The organism is Pseudomonas sp. No.21, from assembly GCF_054558415.1.
On the sequence record NZ_BAAJNO010000002.1, the window covers coordinates 474,852 to 493,660 of the forward strand.

At 67.1% G+C, this 18,809-nt stretch carries 17 protein-coding genes; all 17 read right to left on the reverse strand.

Going from position 1 to position 18,809, the window contains the following annotated elements; all coding sequences use genetic code 11:
* Positions 1-167: 167 nt before the first annotated feature.
* Positions 168-404: an addiction module protein gene (locus ACYJSS_RS04880; RefSeq protein WP_236204310.1), complete on the reverse strand. Its 237-nt coding sequence runs from the start codon at positions 402-404 to the stop codon at positions 168-170.
* An 86-nt stretch (positions 405-490) separates the two neighbouring features.
* Positions 491-2,191 carry an urease subunit alpha gene (ureC, locus tag ACYJSS_RS04885; RefSeq protein WP_236204309.1) on the reverse strand — a complete coding sequence of 567 codons (1,701 nt, stop codon included), beginning with the start codon at positions 2,189-2,191 and terminating at the stop codon, positions 491-493.
* A 100-nt stretch (positions 2,192-2,291) separates the two neighbouring features.
* The gene (locus tag ACYJSS_RS04890) at positions 2,292-2,597 is read right to left on the reverse strand and encodes an urease subunit beta (RefSeq protein WP_111264669.1); all 306 of its coding nucleotides are present in this window, start codon (positions 2,595-2,597) and stop codon (positions 2,292-2,294) included.
* Positions 2,598-2,602: 5 nt separating this feature from the next.
* A complete protein-coding gene (locus ACYJSS_RS04895; protein WP_111264670.1) occupies positions 2,603-3,097 on the reverse strand; it encodes a GNAT family N-acetyltransferase in 495 nt (164 codons plus the stop codon).
* A 76-nt stretch (positions 3,098-3,173) separates the two neighbouring features.
* A complete protein-coding gene (gene ureA, locus ACYJSS_RS04900) occupies positions 3,174-3,476 on the reverse strand; it encodes an urease subunit gamma (RefSeq protein WP_111264671.1) in 303 nt (100 codons plus the stop codon).
* The gene (locus ACYJSS_RS04905; RefSeq protein WP_111264672.1) at positions 3,476-4,309 is read right to left on the reverse strand and encodes an urease accessory protein UreD; all 834 of its coding nucleotides are present in this window, start codon (positions 4,307-4,309) and stop codon (positions 3,476-3,478) included. The genes ureA and ACYJSS_RS04905 overlap by 1 nt, the downstream gene beginning before the upstream one ends.
* An 85-nt stretch (positions 4,310-4,394) precedes the next feature.
* Positions 4,395-5,093 (reverse strand): urea ABC transporter ATP-binding subunit UrtE, encoded by a 699-nt coding sequence (urtE, locus tag ACYJSS_RS04910; RefSeq protein WP_111264673.1) that lies wholly within the window; start codon positions 5,091-5,093, stop codon positions 4,395-4,397.
* 115 nt (positions 5,094-5,208) lie between these two features.
* Positions 5,209-6,069 (reverse strand): urea ABC transporter ATP-binding protein UrtD, encoded by an 861-nt coding sequence (urtD, locus tag ACYJSS_RS04915; RefSeq protein WP_111264674.1) that lies wholly within the window; start codon positions 6,067-6,069, stop codon positions 5,209-5,211.
* Entirely contained in the window at positions 6,066-7,145 is a 1,080-nt protein-coding gene (gene urtC, locus ACYJSS_RS04920) for an urea ABC transporter permease subunit UrtC (RefSeq protein WP_111264675.1), read from the reverse strand. The genes urtD and urtC overlap by 4 nt, the downstream gene beginning before the upstream one ends.
* On the reverse strand, positions 7,145-8,713 hold the full coding sequence (gene urtB / locus ACYJSS_RS04925; RefSeq protein ID WP_111264676.1) for an urea ABC transporter permease subunit UrtB: 1,569 nt from the start codon (positions 8,711-8,713) through the stop codon (positions 7,145-7,147). Before urtB ends, urtC begins: the two co-directional genes overlap by 1 nt.
* A gap of 161 nt (positions 8,714-8,874) precedes the next feature.
* Positions 8,875-10,140: an urea ABC transporter substrate-binding protein gene (gene urtA, locus ACYJSS_RS04930; protein ID WP_111264677.1), complete on the reverse strand. Its 1,266-nt coding sequence runs from the start codon at positions 10,138-10,140 to the stop codon at positions 8,875-8,877.
* 234 nt (positions 10,141-10,374) lie between these two features.
* On the reverse strand, positions 10,375-10,971 hold the full coding sequence (locus tag ACYJSS_RS04935; RefSeq protein ID WP_111264678.1) for a MarC family protein: 597 nt from the start codon (positions 10,969-10,971) through the stop codon (positions 10,375-10,377).
* Positions 10,972-11,383: 412 nt separating this feature from the next.
* Entirely contained in the window at positions 11,384-14,173 is a 2,790-nt protein-coding gene (locus tag ACYJSS_RS04940) for a hybrid sensor histidine kinase/response regulator (protein WP_111264727.1), read from the reverse strand.
* A gap of 114 nt (positions 14,174-14,287) precedes the next feature.
* Positions 14,288-15,577: a phosphoribosylamine--glycine ligase gene (gene purD, locus ACYJSS_RS04945; protein WP_111264728.1), complete on the reverse strand. Its 1,290-nt coding sequence runs from the start codon at positions 15,575-15,577 to the stop codon at positions 14,288-14,290.
* Between the two features lie 109 nt (positions 15,578-15,686).
* Positions 15,687-17,294 carry a bifunctional phosphoribosylaminoimidazolecarboxamide formyltransferase/IMP cyclohydrolase gene (gene purH, locus ACYJSS_RS04950; protein ID WP_111264729.1) on the reverse strand — a complete coding sequence of 536 codons (1,608 nt, stop codon included), beginning with the start codon at positions 17,292-17,294 and terminating at the stop codon, positions 15,687-15,689.
* Positions 17,295-17,414: 120 nt separating this feature from the next.
* Positions 17,415-17,735 carry a DNA-binding transcriptional regulator Fis gene (gene fis / locus ACYJSS_RS04955; protein ID WP_031288889.1) on the reverse strand — a complete coding sequence of 107 codons (321 nt, stop codon included), beginning with the start codon at positions 17,733-17,735 and terminating at the stop codon, positions 17,415-17,417.
* Positions 17,732-18,727 (reverse strand): tRNA dihydrouridine synthase DusB, encoded by a 996-nt coding sequence (gene dusB, locus ACYJSS_RS04960; protein ID WP_111264730.1) that lies wholly within the window; start codon positions 18,725-18,727, stop codon positions 17,732-17,734. Before dusB ends, fis begins: the two co-directional genes overlap by 4 nt.
* Positions 18,728-18,809 lie beyond the last annotated feature (82 nt).

An 18,809-nucleotide genomic window follows, 5' to 3' on the forward strand; every position in this document is an offset into this window, starting at 1 on the left:
GTCGGACTTCGCCGTGTACGAGAGGGTGGGCCTTTGGATAAAGCAGGACCCCTTCCAGGCAGGTATCGAGCGCCCCGAGGAATTCGCGGCCGAGGCCGGGGCGCAGGCGGCATACCAGTCGCGGGCCTGTATCAGCTCGAGTTCGGCTTCCGGGCGGAACCTGACCTTCACGCCTGGCCGGACCAGAGCCGTTTGCGCACGTCTTCCCAGTCGATGGCGGTTTCCGGGGCGGTGTCGTGGGCGGCCAGGCGCCGGTCGATTTCGCGACGTTCCTCGTCGGTCAACGGCGGGAGGTTTTCGGGGTGGGCGGCGACGCTGTCCCAGAGGTCTTCGGCCAACTGGATGCGTTCAGCGGGCGGGAGCTTGAGCAACGCGTCGGGGAGGGCGGGGCGGGGCTGGGGCATGACGGGCTCCCGGTGCGGGGAAATGGCGAAACCTAGCACAGGGTGTTCATCCCCCGCCGTGGCGACAGGGGGATGGGCGCAAGCCTTCAGAACAGGAAATACCGCTGCGCCATCGGCAGCACCTCGGCGGGTTCGCACCAGAGCAACTGGCCGTCGGCCTTGACCTGGTAGGTCTGCGGGTCCACGTCGATGTCCGGGGTGTAGTCGTTGTGGATCAGGTCCTGCTTCTGCACGCTGCGGCAGCCCTTGACCACGGCGATGCGTTTCTTCAGGCCGAGTTGTTCGGGCACGCCGGCCTCCAGCGCGGCCTGGCTGATGAAGGTGATGCTGGTGGCATGGCGGCTGCCGGCGAAGCTTCCGAACATCGGCCGGTAGTGCACCGGTTGCGGGGTGGGGATGGAGGCGTTGGCGTCGCCCATCAGGCTCGCGGCGATGGCCCCGCCCTTGAGGATCAGCGTCGGCTTCACGCCGAAGAAGGCCGGGCGCCAGAGCACCAGGTCGGCCCACTTGCCCACCTCGATGGAGCCCACTTCATGGCTGATGCCATGGGTGATGGCCGGGTTGATGGTGTACTTGGCGATGTAGCGCTTGACCCGGAAGTTGCTGTTGCCGGCGCCGTCGCCTTCCAGCGGGCCGCGCTGCCTGTGCATCTTGTCGGCGGTCTGCCAGGTGCGGGTTATCACCTCGCCCACGCGGCCCATGGCCTGGCTGTCGGAGCTGATCATGCTGAAGGCGCCGAGGTCGTGGAGGATGTCCTCGGCGGCGATGGTCTCGCGGCGGATGCGGCTCTCGGCGAAGGCCACGTCCTCGGCGATGCTCGGGTCCAGGTGGTGGCAGACCATGAGCATGTCCAGGTGCTCGTCGATGGTGTTGCGGGTGAAGGGCCGGGTCGGGTTGGTGGAGCTGGGCAGCACGTTGGAGAAGCCGCAGGCCTTGATGATGTCCGGGGCGTGGCCGCCGCCCGCGCCTTCGATGTGGTAGGTGTGGATGGTGCGGCCCTTGAAGGCGCCGAGGGTGGTCTCGACGAAGCCCGACTCGTTGAGGGTGTCGGTGTGGATGGCCACCTGCACGTCGTACAGGTCGGCGACGCTCAGGCAGTTGTCGATGGCCGCCGGGGTGGTGCCCCAGTCCTCGTGCAGCTTGAGGCCGATGGCGCCGGCCTTCACCTGCTCGATCAAGGGTTCGGGCAGCGAGGCGTTGCCCTTGCCGGTGAAACCGATGTTCATCGGGAAGGCGTCGGCGGCCTGGAGCATGCGCGCCATGTGCCAGGGGCCGGAGGTGCAGGTGGTGGCGTTGGTGCCGGTGGCCGGCCCGGTGCCGCCGCCGATCATGGTGGTGACGCCGCTCATGAGCGCCTCTTCGATCTGCTGCGGGCAGATGAAGTGGATGTGGGTGTCGATGCCGCCGGCGGTGAGGATCATGCCCTCGCCGGCGATCACCTCGGTGCTGGCGCCGATGGCGATGGTGACGTCGGGCTGGATGTCCGGGTTGCCGGCCTTGCCGATCGCCGCGATACGCCCGTCCTTCAGGCCCACGTCGGCCTTGACGATGCCCCAGTGGTCGATGATCAGCGCATTGGTGATCAGCGTGTCGACCACCTCGGCGGCCAGCAGCTGGCCCTGGCCCATGCCGTCGCGGATCACCTTGCCGCCGCCGAACTTCACTTCCTCGCCGTAGGTGGTGAAGTCCTTCTCGACCTCGATCCACAGCTCGGTGTCGGCCAGGCGCACCTTGTCGCCGACGGTGGGGCCGAACATGTCGGAATATGCCTTTCTGCTGATTTTCATATCTCGGTTCCCGAATAGCTGGAAGCTTGAAGCCAGAAGCTGGAAGCATCAGCCGGCGCGGTCTGCTTCCAGCTTCGAGCTTCCGGCTTTCAGCGCTCTATCAAAGATCGCCCATTACCCTTCCGGCAAAGCCGAACACCCGGCGCGCGCCGGCGAGGTCCACCAGTTCCACCTCGCGGCTCTGGCCCGGTTCGAAGCGCACGGCGGTGCCGGCGGGGATGTTCAGGCGCATGCCGCGCGCGGCGGCGCGGTCGAAGGCCAGGGCGTCGTTGGTCTCGAAGAAGTGGTAGTGCGAGCCGACCTGGATCGGCCGGTCGCCGCTGTTGGCCACGGAGAGCCTCAGGGTGCGGCGGCCGGCATTGAGTTCGATCTCGCCGTCCTGGATCTGGTATTCGCCGGGAATCATGGGAGTCACTCCAGGATGAGTTGCATGAAGGTGAGGTCCAGCCAGCGGCCGAACTTGCGGCCGACCTGGGGCATCTGGCCGGTGGTGGTGAAGCCGAGGCGCTGGTGCAAGCGGATGGAGGCGGCATTCTCGGACTCGATGGCCCCCACCATCACATGCAGTCCGGCCGACCGGGCCCGTTCGATCAGTGCCTGCATCAGCTGCGGGCCGAGGCCCTTGCCGCGCTGGTCGGCGCGCACGTACACCGAGTGCTCGACGGTGTGCTTGTAGCCGTCATGGGGTCGCCAGGCGCCGTAGCTGGCGTAGCCGACCACCTCGCCGGCAGCGTCATGCGCCGCCAGCACCGGGAACCCCGCTGCCGTGCGCTCGGCCAGCCAGGCGCGGCGGTTGGCCAGGTCCACCAGGGTCTCGTTCCAGATCGCCGTGGTGTGCTCCACGGCGTCGTTGTAGATGGCCAGGATGCCGGGCAGGTCGGCTTCGCTGGCGTCACGGATGATCATTTCGGGTCTCCAGGAGGTCGCTCAAGGCCGTAGCGAGCGCAGCATGGGCAAGCGCAGTAGGCATGGGACGACGTCCTCAGGCGATGGGTTGGTGGACGGTCACCAGCTTGGTGCCGTCGGGGAAGGTGGCTTCGATCTGGATCTCCGGGATCATCTCCGGCACGCCTTCCATCACCTGGTCGCGGCTCAGCAGCGTGGTGCCGACGTGCATCAGCTCGGCCACGGTGCGACCGTCGCGGGCGCCTTCGAGCAGGGCGGCGGAGATGAACGCCATCGCTTCCGGGTAGTTGAGCTTCACGCCACGGGCCAGGCGCCGCTCGGCGACCAGGCCGGCGGTGAAGATCAGCAGCTTGTCTTTCTCTCTCGGGGTGAGGTCCATCAGGTACTCCAGATTCGCGGTGGCACGGCTTCGCGGCCGAGCAGGGCAGGGCGCAACAGGCGCCAGAGGTCGATCAGCCAGGCGCGCGCATGCAGGGCTTCGCCGGCCAGGCAGCGGGCCACCAGCAGGCCGGGCAGTTGGGTCAGGTCGCCGCGCACGGAAGAGGACAGTTCGCGGCAGCGTTCCAGCCGCTCCGGGTCGAGCTGGCCGGTGGCGATCAGGGTGGCGAACACCGGTTGCCCGGCGAGGCCGATGGGCGAGTCGAGCAGGCCGTCGTCGCCGCTGATGCGCTGGCGTTCGTGCCACAGGGCACGGCCATCGCGGCGGATATCCAGCTGGGCCTGGAAGTGGCCGCCGGCGAAGCGCTCGCCGGCGGCGGGGCGGCCGAGGGCGACCACGTCCCAGTAGAACAGGCGGGCGTCGGCGGCCAGGTCGATGCGGGTGGACAGCTCGGCCTGGGCGCCGGAGAAGACGATGGTTTCCTGGGGCAGCCATTCCAGGGTGGCGCCGGCTTCGACGCGCAGGGCGAGCGTCTGGAAGGCCGGGCTGCGGGCGCGGTACCACTTGGCCGCGCCGGGGCTGGTGAGCTGGGCCCAGGCGCCGTCGCCTACCTGGGCGGTGATGTCCAGGCGATCACCCCCGGCGATGCCGCCGGGCGGGTGCACGATGATGTGCTGGCACACCTCGGGGCCCTCGGCATGGAGGTGCTTTTGCACCCTCAGGGGGCCGAGGTGGCGGCGCAGCACCGGAATGGTGCGTTCGTCCCGTCGGGCGTAACCCAGCTCCAGCTCGGCGTGCCAGCTCGGCGTGAACAGGGCTGCGGGCAGGTTCATGGCTGTGGGGGCATCCGCGAAATAGTTGACCGACCGGGCAAAGCAAGAGGCGTGCCCTGAACCCATCCGGTGCACGCGCCCGCGGTCAGATCGTCACCAGACCGCGCACGCCCTCGGCCTCCATGTGTTTCCCGCGCCCCTGCTGGATGATTTCGCCACGGCTCATCACCAGGTACTGGTCGGCCAGCTCGGCGGCGAAGTCGTAGAACTGCTCCACCAGCAGGATGGCCATGTCGCCACGTTCGGCCAGCTTGCGGATCACCGCGCCGATCTCCTTGATTACCGAGGGCTGGATGCCTTCGGTGGGCTCGTCGAGGATCAGCAGGCGCGGCCGGCTGGCCAAGGCGCGGCCGATGGCCAGTTGTTGCTGCTGGCCGCCGGAGAGGTCGCCGCCGCGGCGGTGCTTCATCTCCCGCAGCACCGGGAACAGCTCGTAGATGAACTCGGGCACCGCCTTGGCTTGCTGGGCGCTGAAGCGGGACAGGCCCATCAGCAGGTTCTCCTCCACCGTCAGGCGCGGGAAGATCTCGCGGCCCTGGGGCACGTAGGCGATGCCGGCGTGCACGCGCTGGTGCGGCTTGGAAGCGGTGATCGGCTTGCCCTCCCAGTTCACCGCGCCTTCCTTGGCCGGGATCAGGCCCATGAGGCATTTCAGCAGGGTGGTCTTGCCCACCCCGTTGCGCCCGAGCAGGCAGGTGACCTCGCCGACCTTCACCTCGAACGACAGGCCGCGGAGGATGTGGCTGCCGCCGTAGTATTGATGCAGCTGATGGACTTGAAGCACGGTTGAATTCCTCAGTGGCTGCAGCCTCAAGCGCCAAGCTTCAAGCCACAAGAAAAAGCGGGTCAGCATCGTTTTGCAGCTTGCAGCTTGCAGCTTGCAGCTTGCAGCTGGCGCGTCAGCGCCCCAGATAAACCTCGATCACCTGTTCATTCGCCTGCACGTCCGCCAGCGACCCTTCCGCCAGCACATGCCCCTGGTGCAGCACGGTGACGTGGTCGGCGATGCTGCCGACGAAGCCCATGTCGTGCTCCACCACCATCAGCGAGTGCTTGCCGGCCAGGCCCTTGAACAGCTCGGCGGTGAATTCGGTCTCGGCGTCGGTCATGCCCGCCACCGGTTCGTCGAGCAGCAGCAGTTGCGGGTCCTGCATCAGCAGCATGCCGATCTCCAGGAACTGCTTCTGGCCGTGGGACAGGAGGCCCGCCGGGCGGCGTCGCGAGTCCTGCAGGCGGATGGTGGCGAGCACCTCGTCGATGCGGTCCTTCTGCTCGCCGGTGAGCGTGGCGCGCAGGCTGGCCCACACCGACTTGTCGGTCTTCTGCGCCAGCTCCAGGTTCTCGAACACGCTGAGCGCCTCGAACACCGTGGGCTTCTGGAACTTGCGGCCGATGCCGGCCTGGGCGATCTCGACCTCGCTCATGCGGGTCAGGTCCAGGGTCTCGCCGAACCAGGCGCTGCCGGTGGTGGGGCGGGTCTTGCCGGTGATCACGTCCATCAGCGTGGTCTTGCCCGCGCCGTTGGGGCCGATGATGCAGCGCAGCTCGCCGACGCCGATGTACAGGTTGAGGTCGTTGAGCGCCTTGAAGCCATCGAAGCTGACGCTGATGTCCTCCAGCGTGAGGATGGTGCCGTGGCGGGTGTTCAGGCCCTTGCCGGCGCTCTGGCCGAGGCCGAGGGCGTCACGGCCGGTGCCGGCGTCGCTGTTGGGGTCGTAGGCGGGTTCGAGCATGAGTTCGGGTACCGGGGTCGCTCTCATTGATCCTTCTCCTTGCGCAGCAGGCCGAACAGGCCCTTGGGCAGGAACAGGGTGACGACGATGAACAGGGCGCCGAGGAAGAACAGCCAGTATTCCGGGAAGGCCACGGTGAACCAGCTCTTCATGCCGTTGACCAGGCCGGCGCCCAGCAGCGGGCCGATGAGCGAGCCGCGCCCGCCCAGGGCCACCCAGACGGCGGCCTCGATGGAGTTGGTCGGCGACATCTCGCTGGGGTTGATGATGCCCACCTGGGGCACGTACAGCGCGCCGGCCAGGCCGCAGAGCACGGCCGACAGCACCCAGATGAACAGCTTGTAGCCGCGCGGGTCGTAGCCGCAGAACATCAGGCGGTTCTCGGCATCGCGCAGGGCGGTGAGCACGCGGCCGAACTTGCTCTTCGACAGGCGCCAGCCGAGCAGCAGGGCGCACACCAGCAGCGCCACCGTGGCCAGGAACAGCACGGCGCGGGTGCCCGGCGCGGTGATGTCGAAGCCGAGGATGCGCTTGAAGTCGGTGAAGCCGTTGTTGCCGCCGAAGCCGGTCTCGTTGCGGAAGAACAGCAGCATGCCGGCGAAGGTCAGGGCCTGGGTCATGATCGAGAAGTACACGCCCTTGATCCGCGAGCGGAAGGCGAAGAAGCCGAACACCAGGGCCAGCAGGCCGGGGGCGAGCACCACCAGGCACAGGGCCCAGAGGAAGCTGGAGGTGCCGGCCCAGTACCAGGGCAACTCGCTCCAGGCGAGGAAGCTCATGAAGGCCGGCAGGCCGTCGCCGGCGCTCTGGCGCATCAGGTACATGCCCATGGCGTAGCCGCCCAGGGCGAAGAACAGCCCATGGCCCAGGGACAGCAGCCCGGCATAGCCCCAGACCAGGTCCAGGGCCAGGGCGACGATGGCGTAGCAGAGGATCTTGCCCACCAGGGTGAGGGTGTAGGCGGAGACCTGCAGCGGGCTGTCGGCCGGCAGCAGGTGCAGCAGCGGCAGGGCGATCAGCACGGCGAGCACCAGGGCGCCGACGCCCAGGGTGACTTTCGGGCCGGCCTTCTGCGCGGCGGTGAGGGTCAGGGGCTGGTTCATCAGTCGATCACCCGTCCTTTCAGTGCGAAGAGGCCCTGCGGGCGTTTCTGGATGAAGAGAATGATCAGCGCGAGGATCAGGATCTTGCCCAGCACGGCGCCGATCGAAGGCTCCAGGATCTTGTTCGCCACGCCCAGGCCGAAGGCCGCCAGCACGCTGCCGGCCAGCTGGCCGACGCCGCCGAGCACCACCACCAGGAAGGAATCGATGATGTAGCTCTGGCCGAGGTCGGGGCCGACGTTGCCGATCTGCGAGAGGGCCACGCCGCCGAGCCCGGCGATGCCGGAGCCGAGGCCGAAGGCGAGCATGTCGACGCGGCCGGTGGGCACGCCGCAGCAGGCGGCCATGTTGCGGTTCTGGGTGACGGCGCGGACGTTGAGGCCCAGGCGCGTGCGGTTGAGCAGCAGCCAGGTCAGCGCCACCACGAACAGGGCGAAGCCGATGATGACGATGCGGTTGTACGGCAGCACCAGGTTGGGCAACACCTGGATGCCGCCGGAGAGCCAGGCCGGGTTGGCCACTTCGACGTTCTGCGCGCCGAACACCACGCGCACCAACTGGATCAGCATCAGGCTGATGCCCCAGGTGGCCAGCAGGGTTTCCAGCGGGCGGCCGTAGAGGTGGCGGATCACCGTGCGCTCCAGGGCCATGCCGATGGCGGCGGTGACGCAGAAGGCCACCGGCAGCGCCACCAGCGGGTAGAGGGCCAGCAGGTCCGGTGCCAGGCGCTGGAACATCAGCTGCACGATGTAGGTGGAGTAGGCGCCGAGCATCAGCATCTCGCCGTGGGCCATGTTGATCACCCCGAGCAGGCCGAAGGTGATGGCCAGGCCCAGGGCGGCCAGCAGCAGGATGGAGCCCAGGGACAGGCCGCTGAAGGCCTGGCCGAGCACCTCGCCCAGCGCCAGCCGGCGCTTGACCTGGGCCAGGCTGGTCTCGGCGGCGGTGCGCACGGTGGCGTCGGTTTCCACCGACGGGTCGAGCAGCGCCTCGAGGCGGGTACGGGCCAGCGGGTCGCCGGTCTCGCCCAGCAGGCGCACGGCGTTGAGGCGGATGGCCGGGTCGGGGTCGACCAGTTGCAGGTTGGCCAGGGCCAGGCTGAGGGCATCGCGCACGGCGGAGTCGTCCTCGGCGACCATGCGCTGGTTGAGCAGCGGCAGTTGCGCGGGCTTGGCGCTCTTCTGCAACTGGCGGGCGGCCTCCAGGCGTGCGGCGGGTTCGGCGGCGAGCAGCTGGTGGCTGGCCTGGGTGATGATCAACAGGCCGCGCAGGCGGTTGTTCAGGCGCAGCTTCTTCGGCGTGGCGGCGGGGGCGGCGTCGCCCTCGGCGGCCTGCCAGGTGCCGTCCTGTTCGAAGTAGGCCAGCTTGGCGTCGATGGCGAAGCGATTCTGTTGCAGCGCATCGAGCAGCGGTTGGCGCGCGGCGTCGGGCTGGGCGGCCCAGCGTTCCAGCAGCTTGGCCTGCTGGCTCGGATTGGCGGCAGCGAAGTCGTTGGCGTCACCGGCCCGGGCCGCCAGGGGCAGCAACAGGGCCAGGGACAGGAAGATCCGGAGAAGGCAGGTGGGCATGGAGAGGGAGGCTCCGTTATCGGCGGGGACCGGAAGCTGGAAGCTGGAAGCTGGAAGCTAGAGGCTGGAAGCTAGAAGCTAGAAGCTAGAAGCTGGAAGTGAGGTACTTCAGGCTTCCGGCTTCCGGCTTCAGGTTCAGGCTTCCGGCTAAGACTTCCGGCTTAGTTCTTCACCGCATAGTCCGGCTTCTTGTCGTTGCCGGGGATGAAGGGGCTCCAGGGCTGGGCGCGCAGCGGGCCTTCGGTCTGCCACACCACGGAGAACTGACCGTCTTCCTGGACCTCGCCGATCATCACCGGCTTGTGCAGGTGGTGGTTGGTCTTGTCCATGGTCAGGGTGTAGCCGGACGGCGCGGCGAAGGTCTGGCCGGCCATGGCTTCGCGGACCTTGTCGACATCGGTGGTGCCGGCCTTCTCGACCGCCTGGGCCCACATGTGGATGCCGACGTAGGTGGCTTCCATGGGGTCGTTGGTGACGGCGGTCTGGTAGTTGGGCAGGTTCTTGGCCTTGGCGTAGGCCTTCCAGTCGGTGACGAACTTGCTGTTCACCGGGTTATCCACGGATTCGAAGTAGTTCCAGGCGGCCAGCTGGCCCACCAGCGGCTTGGTGTCGATGCCGCGCAGTTCTTCCTCGCCCACGGAGAAGGCCACCACCGGGATGTCGGTTGCCTCGATGCCCTGGTTGGCCAGCTCCTTGTAGAAGGGCACGTTGGAGTCGCCGTTGACGGTGGAGATCACCGCGGTCTTGCCGCCGGCGGAGAACTTCTTGATGTTGGCGACGATGGTCTGGTAGTCGCTGTGGCCGAAGGGGGTGTAGACCTCTTCGATGTCCTTGTCCGCCACGCCCTTGCTGTGCAGGAAGCTGCGCAGGATCTTGTTGGTGGTGCGCGGGTAGACGTAGTCGGTGCCCAGCAGGAAGTAGCGCTTGGCGCCGCCGCCGTCTTCGCTCATCAGGTATTCCACCGCCGGGATGGCCTGCTGGTTCGGTGCGGCGCCGGTGTAGAAGACGTTGGGCGAGAGCTCTTCACCCTCGTACTGCACCGGGTAGAAGAGCAGGCCGTTGAGCTCCTCGAACACCGGCAGCACGGATTTGCGCGACACCGAGGTCCAGCAGCCGAAGACCACGTCCACCTTGTCCTTGGTCAGCAGCTGGCGGGCCTTCTCGGCGAACAGCGGCCAGTTGGACGCGGGGTCGACCACCACCGGTTCCAGCTTCTTGCCGTTGATGCCGCCCTTGGCGTTGATCTCGTCGATGGTCATCAGCGCCATGTCCTTAAGCGAGGTCTCGGAGATGGCCATGGTGCCGGACAGCGAATGCAGGATGCCGACCTTGATGGTCTCGGCGGCCTGCAGGGAGAAGGGGAACAGGCCGGTCAGCACCAGGGCGCTGGCGGCGAGGGTCGATTTCAGGAAGGGACGGCGTTTCATGTAGAGCCTCCTTGGCTGTCCATGCAATGACAGTGGGATGGGACCGAAATGGGGTCATCAGTACGGTCATCTGTACTGCTGTCAGTGCATTGGCAGCATCCGTGCCAAGGGCGCTAAAGGCTTGATTCAGAGGGCTTCGCGGGTTTTTTCGGCGAATTCGTCGGAATTCGCCGCGCTCCATTGCGGTGCGCGGCGGCAAGCTGAACGGTCGGTCAGGTAGCGGGGTGCACGCTTTCAGGGCGCCAGGTAGTTCTTCACCCCGGTGAAGATGATCTGCGCGGCGAGGGCGCAGACGAACAGGCCCATCAGGCGGCTGACGATCTGCAGGCCCTGCTCGCCGAGGATGCGTTCGATGCGGTTGGAGAGGTAGAGCACCACGCCGACGGTGGCGCTGGCGAAGGCGATGGCGACGAGGGCGGTGAACTTGTCGTTCCAGTGCACGTGGCCGGCGCCCATCACCAGCATGGCGCCGATGGTGCCGGGGCCGACGGTGAGGGGGATGGTCAGCGGCACGATGGTGACGTCCTGCTGGACGTTGTCGGCCTGCACCGCCGGCTTGCCCTGGGCCATGCCGAGGGCGGAGATGAACAGCACGGCGCCGGCACCGATGCGGAAGGCGTCGATGGTGATGCCGAAGACGTTGAAGATGGCCTGGCCGAACAGGTACAGCAGGGCGCTGGCCACCAGGGTGCCGAGGGCGACCTTCCAGGCGAGCTTCTTGCGCTCCTTGACCGTGTAGCCTCGGGTCAGGCCGATGAAGCAGGAAAGGACGAAGAAGGGGCTGTAGAGCACCAGCATCTTCAGGTACAGGCTGAACATCATGGAGAGCATCGGGCGGGCTCGTGAGGGGTGAGTGCTGTGATTGTAGGAGGTGCCGAGGGTTGCGCCCGTTGATCCGGGTCGCCCTGGCGAGGGGCAATCATACGCCGGCACGCCGCCAGATGTGGGGTGCGTCGTGTCAGCGCGAGGGCGTGGTGTAGAGCGGGCGTAGAGCGGGCGTAGGGTGGGCGTAGGGTGGGCTTCAGCCCACCGCTCTCCCAGGCTCATCGGCATGCCAGGCCCGACCCCGCCTGGTGGATGAAAAGAGCGTCATCCACCCTACGCAGCGGTCATGTCCGGCGCGCGGGCGTGAGGCCTTTGTAGGGGCGACTTCGGTCGCCAAGCGGTGCGCAGCGCCGCCGCTCTCGTAGGAGCGAATTCATTCGCGGGCGGAGCCCCGGGCTGAAGCCCGGGCTACGGGGGATCAGGAGTGCAGCGCGCTGTCGGGCTCGTGCTGGCGGCGCATTTCCTTTTCGGCGACCCAGTGTTCGATCAGCTCGCGCAGTTGCGACAGTTCGACCGGCTTGGCCATGTGGCCGTCCATGCCGGCCTGGCGGGCGCGTTCCTTGTGTTCGGTGAGGATGTGCGCGGTGAGGGCGACCACCGGGGTGCGCGGGCGCTGTTCCTCGCTTTCCCAGTTGCGCAGCATCTCGGTGGCGGAGAAGCCGTCCAGCACCGGCATCTCGCAGTCCATCAGCACCAGGTCGTACTGCTGGTTCTTCATCGCGCTGAGGGCTTCCTCGCCATTGCTGGCGGTGTCCGGCTGCAGGTTGAGCTTGCTGAGCATGCCGCGGATGACCTTGGTGGAGATGCTGTTGTCCTCGGCCACCAGGATGCGGAAGTCGTTGGGCACGTTGAGCGGGGTGCTGACCTGGGAGCCGGGCAGGGCCGCCGCGCCGCCGGCGGCGCGCTGGTTGAGCTCGTCGGCGAGGGTGGTCTTGAGGGTGTAGCCGGCCACCGGCTTGGCGAGGATGCGCTTGATGCCGGCATTGCGGGCGATGATCTTGCTCGGCGCGTTGCTGATGCCGGTGAGCATGATGATCAGGATGTCGTGGTTGAGGCTCGGGTCTTCCTTGATCTTGGCGGCCAGCTGCATGCCGGTCATGCCGGGCATGTCCTGGTCCAGCAGCACCACGTCGAAGTACTCGCGCAGGTGGGCCTTGGTGCGCAGCAGGGCCAGGGCCTCCTTGCCGGAGGGCACGGCGCTGACGTGCAGGCCCCAGGCGCTGCACTGCTGCATCAACACCTTGCGGCAGGTGTCGTTGTCGTCCACCACCAGCAGCCGTGCGCCCTGCAGCGGGCCGTCGAAGTCGGAGGCGGGTTGTTCCAGGCGCTCGCTGTCCAGCGGCAGGGTCAGCCACAGGGTGCTGCCCTGGTTGCCGCCGGTCTGCACGCCGAACTCGCCGTCCATCAGGCGCACCAGCTGGCGGGCGATGATCAGGCCCAGGCGGCCGCCGAGCTTGGTGGCGGAGAGGAAGTCCTTGCTGTGCAGCTCGGCGTTGAGCAGGGCGTCGCGCTCGCTGGCTTCGAGCGGGCGGCCGCTGTCCTGCACGGCGATGCGCAGGCGCGGTTCGTTGCCGCTGGTGTCCAGGGCCACCACGAGGAGGATCTCGCCCTCGTCGGTCTGCTTGAAGGCGTTGTCCAGCAGGCTCAGCAGGGCCTGGCGCAGGCGCGTCGGGTCGCCGCTGATGACGCGCGGCACCTGGGGCTGCATGAAGCTGATCAGTTCGACCTTCTGCTGCTCGGCCTTGGCGCGGAAGATGTCCAGGCAGTCGTCGATCAGGGCGTTGAGGTCGAATTGCACGTCGTCCAGCTCGATCTGCCCGGATTCGAGCTTGGAGATGTCGAGGATCTCGTTGATCAGGGTGAGCAGCTCGTTGCCGGAGCTGTGGATGGTCTGCACGTAGTCGCGCTGCTTGGCCGACAGCGGGGTGCCGAGCAGCAGCTCGGTCATGCCCAGCACGCCGTTCATGGGGGTGCGGATCTCGTGGCTGATCTTGGCCAGGAACTCGCCCTTGGCCTTGAGCTCGGCGGAGCTGGCGGCGGCTTCGCGGCTGACGCTGAAATCGTCGAGGAGGATGCGCCGCTGGCGCTCGCTCATGGCGATGCTCATCAGCACGCCGCTGATGGCGGTCACGCCCAGCAGGGCGAAGGCCAGCCAGTCGGACTGCACCGACCAGTAGCCGAACAGGGCCGGCAGGGCGCCGATGAAGGCGATGCAGTAGACCAGCAGCGCCACGGTGAACATGCGTGCCGGGCGGTAGCCGCGACGCCAGTGGTGCGTGGAGACGACGAGGATGCTCAGGCCGGTGAGCGCCGCCATGGCGTAGACCAGCTGGTTGAACATCAGGTCGGTGGCGATCATCAGCAGCATGCCGATGACCCCGATGAGCACCATCTCGCCGATGAGGATGCCGTTGAGCGGTGTACTGGGGCGCACCTTGCGGAAGAAGCTGCCGGTGAAGGCGAGGGCACACAGCATCGCCAGCAGCATCGACAGGTTGGCGATCTGCGGCTGCGCGCTCTGCCAGCCGCGCAGCCAGGGGGCGCTGATGCCCAGCAGGCTGAGCGCTGTGCCCACCAGGCACAGCTGGGTGGCGGCCAGCCACAGGCCGCTGGTGGCACGGGCATAGCCGAAGCGCAGGAGGTTGTGCACCACGAGCATCAGCAGGCTGCCGATGAGCAGGCCGAAGAGCAGCGGGCGGCTGTCATCGGCGGCCATTTCCACGGCCGATTGCAGGGCGATGGTCGGGCGCAGGGCGTGCTCGGAGGCGAGCCGCAGGTACAGGTCCAGGGGCTCGCTGCGCATGGGCAGCGGCAGGAGGAAGTCACGGCTGGGCAGCGGGCGGTCGCTGTAGGGCAGGCGGCTGCCGGTGCGGGTGTGGTCGATGATCTCGTTGCCACGGACGACGTACAGGTCGAGCAGGGACAGGTAGGGCGCGAAGACCCGCAGCAACTGCTCGTGATCGCCCGGTTGCAGACGGTGGTGCAGCCAGAGGGCGCTGGTGCCGCCGGGTGTGTAGAGGCGCTGAAGGTCGACGGGGGTGAACTGCGAGGCGGATTGCTGGGCGCGGATGTCTTCGAGCTGCAGGCTGGCCGTGGGGTCGAGAAGCATGCTCCAGTGCGCGCGCTCCCCGGCTTGCACCGAGGGCAGGCAGAGCAGGGTCAGCAGCAGGCTGACGCTAAGACCGATGGCAATCCTGAGCCGGCGCACGGGCGAAGTCCCTTCGTGGGTGAGTGGCGGGATTATAGCCAAGCACCGGCCTGCGGAATATGACAAAGGCGGCCATATGGCCGCCTCTTCCGCAGGTTTACCGGTTATTTACCTTCAATCCTCGCCGCGTTCGCGGGCGATGGCGCGGTAGCCGATGTCCGTGCGATGGAAACTGCCATTCCAGCTGATCTTCTCGGCCAGGCGGTAGGCCTGCTGCTGGGCTTCGGAGACGGTCGGGCCGATCGCCGTGGCGCAGAGCACGCGGCCACCGGCGGTGACCACCTGGCCGTCCTTGAGGGCGGTGCCGGCGTGGAACACCTTGCCGTCCAGCGCGGCGGCGTCGGCCAGGCCTTCGATGACGTCACCCTTGGCGTAGTCGCCCGGGTAGCCGCCCGCAGCGATGACCACGCCGACGGTGGGACGCGGGTCCCAGGTGGCTTCGACCTTGTCCAGGGCCTTGGCCAGGGCGGCCTCGACCAGCAGGACCAGGGAGCTTTCCAGGCGCACCATGATGGGCTGGGTCTCCGGGTCGCCGAAGCGGCAGTTGAACTCGATGACCTTGGGCGCGCCGCTCTTGTCGATCATCAGGCCGGCATAGAGGAAGCCGGTGTAGACGTTGCCTTCCTCGGCCATGCCGCGGACGGTGGGGTAGATCACCTCGTCCATCACGCGCTGGTGCACGGCGGGGGTGACCACCGGGGCGGGGGAGTAGGCGCCCATGCCGCCGGTGTTGGGGCCGGTGTCGGCGTCGCCGACGCGCTTGTGGTCCTGGCTGGTGGCCATGGGCAGCACGTTCTGGCCGTCGACCATGACGATGAAGCTGGCTTCCTCGCCGTCGAGGAACTCCTCGATCACCACGCGGGCACCGGCGTCGCCGAAGGCGTTGCCGGAGAGCATGTCACGCACGGCGTCCTCGGCATCGCTCAGGGTCATGGCGACGATCACGCCCTTGCCGGCGGCCAGGCCGTCGGCCTTGACCACGATGGGGGCACCCTTCTCGCGCAGATAGGCCAGGGCCGGCTCGACTTCGGTGAAGTTCTGGTAGTCGGCGGTGGGAATCTTGTGGCGGGCGAGGAAATCCTTGGTGAAGGCCTTGGAGCCTTCCAGCTGGGCGGCGCCGGCGGTGGGGCCGAAGATGGCCAGGCCACGGGCGCGGAACAGGTCGACCACGCCTTTGACCAGCGGGGCCTCGGGGCCGACGATGGTCAGCTGCACGTTGGCAGCGGCGAAGTCGGCCAGTTGCTCGATGGCCAGCACGTCGATGGCGACGTTCTCGCACTTGGCTTCGGTGGCGGTGCCGGCGTTGCCCGGGGCGACGAAGACCTTGGCGACGCGCGGGTCCTGGGCCACTTTCCAGGCCAGGGCGTGTTCACGACCGCCGCTGCCGATGATCAGTACGTTCATGGAGCTCTCCTGCGGAGAGAGCGGCAAGCTTCAAGCTACAAGCTACAAGTCAAAGCGGGCAGGATCCTGCTTCTCTTGCAGCCTGAAGCTTGTGGCTTGCAGCTCGCTGTTAGTGTCTGAAATGGCGCATGCCGGTGAATACCATCGCAATGCCGGCCTCGTCGGCGGCGGCGATGACTTCGTTGTCACGCATGGAGCCACCCGGCTGGATCACGGCGGTGATGCCGGCCTTGGCGGCGTTGTCGATGCCGTCGCGGAAGGGGAAGAAGGCGTCGGAGGCCATGACCGCGCCCTTGACCTCGAGACCGGCATGCTCGGCCTTGATGGCGGCGATGCGGGCGGAGTTGACGCGGCTCATCTGGCCGGCGCCGACGCCGACGGTCTGGCGGTTCCTGGCGTAGACGATGGCGTTGGATTTGACGAACTTGGCCACTTTCCAGGCGAAGATCAGGTCGTGGATCTCCTGCTCGCTCGGGGCGCGCTGGGTGACGATCTTCAGGTCGCTTGCCGCGATCATGCCGATGTCGCGGCTCTGCACCAGCAGGCCGCCGTTGACGCGCTTGAAGTCCCAGCCCGGGGCGCGCTCGGCCGGCCACTCGCCGCATTCCAGCAGGCGCACGTTGGCCTTGGCGGCCACCACTTCACGGGCGGCGGCGGAGATTTTCGGGGCGATGATCACTTCGACGAACTGGCGCTCGACGATGGCCTTGGCGGTCTCGCCATCCAGCTCGCGGTTGAAGGCGATGATGCCGCCGAAGGCGGACTCGGTGTCGGTGGCGTAGGCCAGGTCGTAGGCCTTGCGGATGCCGCCTTCGTCCTCCGGAACCACGGCAACGCCGCAGGGGTTGGCGTGCTTGACGATGACGCAGGCCGGCTTGACGAAGCTCTTCACGCATTCCAGGGCGGCGTCGGTGTCGGCCACGTTGTTGAAGGACAGTTCCTTGCCCTGCAGCTGGACGGCGGTGGAGACGCTGGCTTCGCCCTTCTTCGCTTCCACGTAGAACGCCGCGCTCTGGTGCGGGTTCTCGCCGTAGCGCATTTCCTGGGCCTTGACGAACTGGCTGTTGAAGGTGCGCGGGAAGGCGCCGCGTGCCTCGGTGGACAGGGTGTCGCGGGCCTGGTCGATGGTGCCCAGGTAGTTGGCGATCATGCCGTCGTAGGCCGAGGTGTGCTCGAAGGCCTTGAGGGCCAGGTCGAAGCGCTGGGCGTAGGTCAGGCCGCCGTCCTTGAGGGACTCGACGATGCCGGCGTAGTCGCTGGCGTTGACCACGATGGCGACGTCCTTGTGGTTCTTGGCGGCGCTGCGGACCATGGTCGGGCCGCCGATGTCGATGTTCTCGATGGCGTCGGCCAGGTCGCAGTCAGGCTTGGCGACGGTGGCTTCGAAGGGATACAGGTTGACCGCCACCAGGTCGATCGGCTTGATGCCGTGCTGGTCCATGACCGCACCGTCCAGCGCGCGGCGACCGAGGATGCCGCCGTGGATCTTCGGGTGCAGGGTCTTCACGCGGCCGTCCATCATTTCCGGGAAGCCGGTGTAGTCGGCGACTTCCACGGCGGCGATGCCGTTGTCCCGCAGCAGCTTGTAGGTGCCGCCGGTGGAGAGGATCTCAACGTTGAGGGCAACGAGCTCGCGGGCGAAGTCGAGGATGCCGGTCTTGTCGGAGACGCTGATCAGCGCGCGGCGAACGGGGAGGCGGGTGGTCTGGTCGGTCATCTGAAGGCCATCGTGCAGGGGGATGTCGGTGGTGAAGCCGGAAGCCTGAAGCTCAGCGCTTGAAGTCAAACGCCCGAAGCCACGTGCATCCAGCTTCAGGCCTTCAGCTTCCAGCTGTTCTTAAAGGAGGTCGTACTGCTTGAGCTTCTTGCGCAAGGTGCCGCGGTTCAGGCCGAGCATCTCGGACGCCTTGGTCTGGTTGCCCTTCACGTAGTTCATCACGGACTCCAGCAGCGGGGCTTCCACTTCGGAGAGCACCAGGTTGTAGACATCCGTGACCGCGGCGCCCTCGAGATGGGCGAAATAGTTGTGCAGGGCCTTCTCGACGCTGCCGCGCAAGGTCTGGCCTTCGGCGGTCGGTGTCGTCAGGTGCTGTTTAAGGTTGGCGTTGTCGCTCACGGGTGTTGCCCCATCAAAAAAATTCTCGGTCATCGTCGTCATGCGGCCTGTTCTCCGTCGTTGTGACGTTCGATGAAAAACTCTCGAACGTTGGCGCACTGCGCGTCCGTGGACTCCAAACGATTGAACTGGGCGCGAAACTCCCTGGCGCCCGGCAGGGTTGCGAGATACCAGCCGACATGCTTGCGGGCGATGCGTACGCCCATCAGGTCGCCATAGAAGGCGTGCAATGCGGCCAGGTGCTCCAGCAGGATCTGTTCAATTTCCTTCAAGCCCGGCGCCGGCAGCAGTTCGCCGGTTTCCAGGTAATGCGCGATCTCGCGGAATATCCAGGGTCGCCCCTGGGCCGCTCGACCGATCAGCAGGGCATCGGCGCCGGTGGCGTCGAGGACCTCTCTGGCCTTCTGTGGCGAAGTGATGTCGCCGTTGGCGAAGACCGGGATCGACACCGCCTGCTTGATCGCGGCGATGGTGTCGTACTCGGCCTCGCCGGTGTACAGGTCGGCACGGGTGCGGCCATGCACGGCCAGCGCCTGTATCCCCGACTGTTCGGCGATCCTTGCCACGGCGATGCCGTTCTTGTTGTCCCGGTCCCAGCCGGTGCGGATCTTCAGGGTCACCGGCACGTCCACGGCGCCGACCACCGCTTCGAGGATCGCGGCCACCAGGGCCTCGTCCTTCATCAGCGCGGAACCGGCGGCCTTGTTGCAGACCTTCTTCGCCGGGCAACCCATGTTGATGTCGATGATCTGCGCACCGAGCGCCACATTGGCGACGGCGGCCTCGGCCAGCATCTGCGGGTCGCCACCGGCGATCTGCACCGAGCGCGGCTCCGGGTCGCCTTCGTGCAGCAGGCGCAGTTTCGACTTGCGGCTATTCCACAGGCGCACATCGCTGGTGACCATTTCGGAGACTACCAAGCCGGCGCCGAGGCGGCGGCAAAGCAGACGAAACGGACGATCGGTCACGCCCGCCATGGGGGCGAGTATCACCTGATTGGGTAGTGCGTATGGGCCGATGCGTACCGCCGACATGGGTCTTCCCTGCCTGTGGGGCCGGATCTTGGTCTTCGAAAAAGGGTGGGCATGATACCCGCTCTCGATGACCGGATAAAGG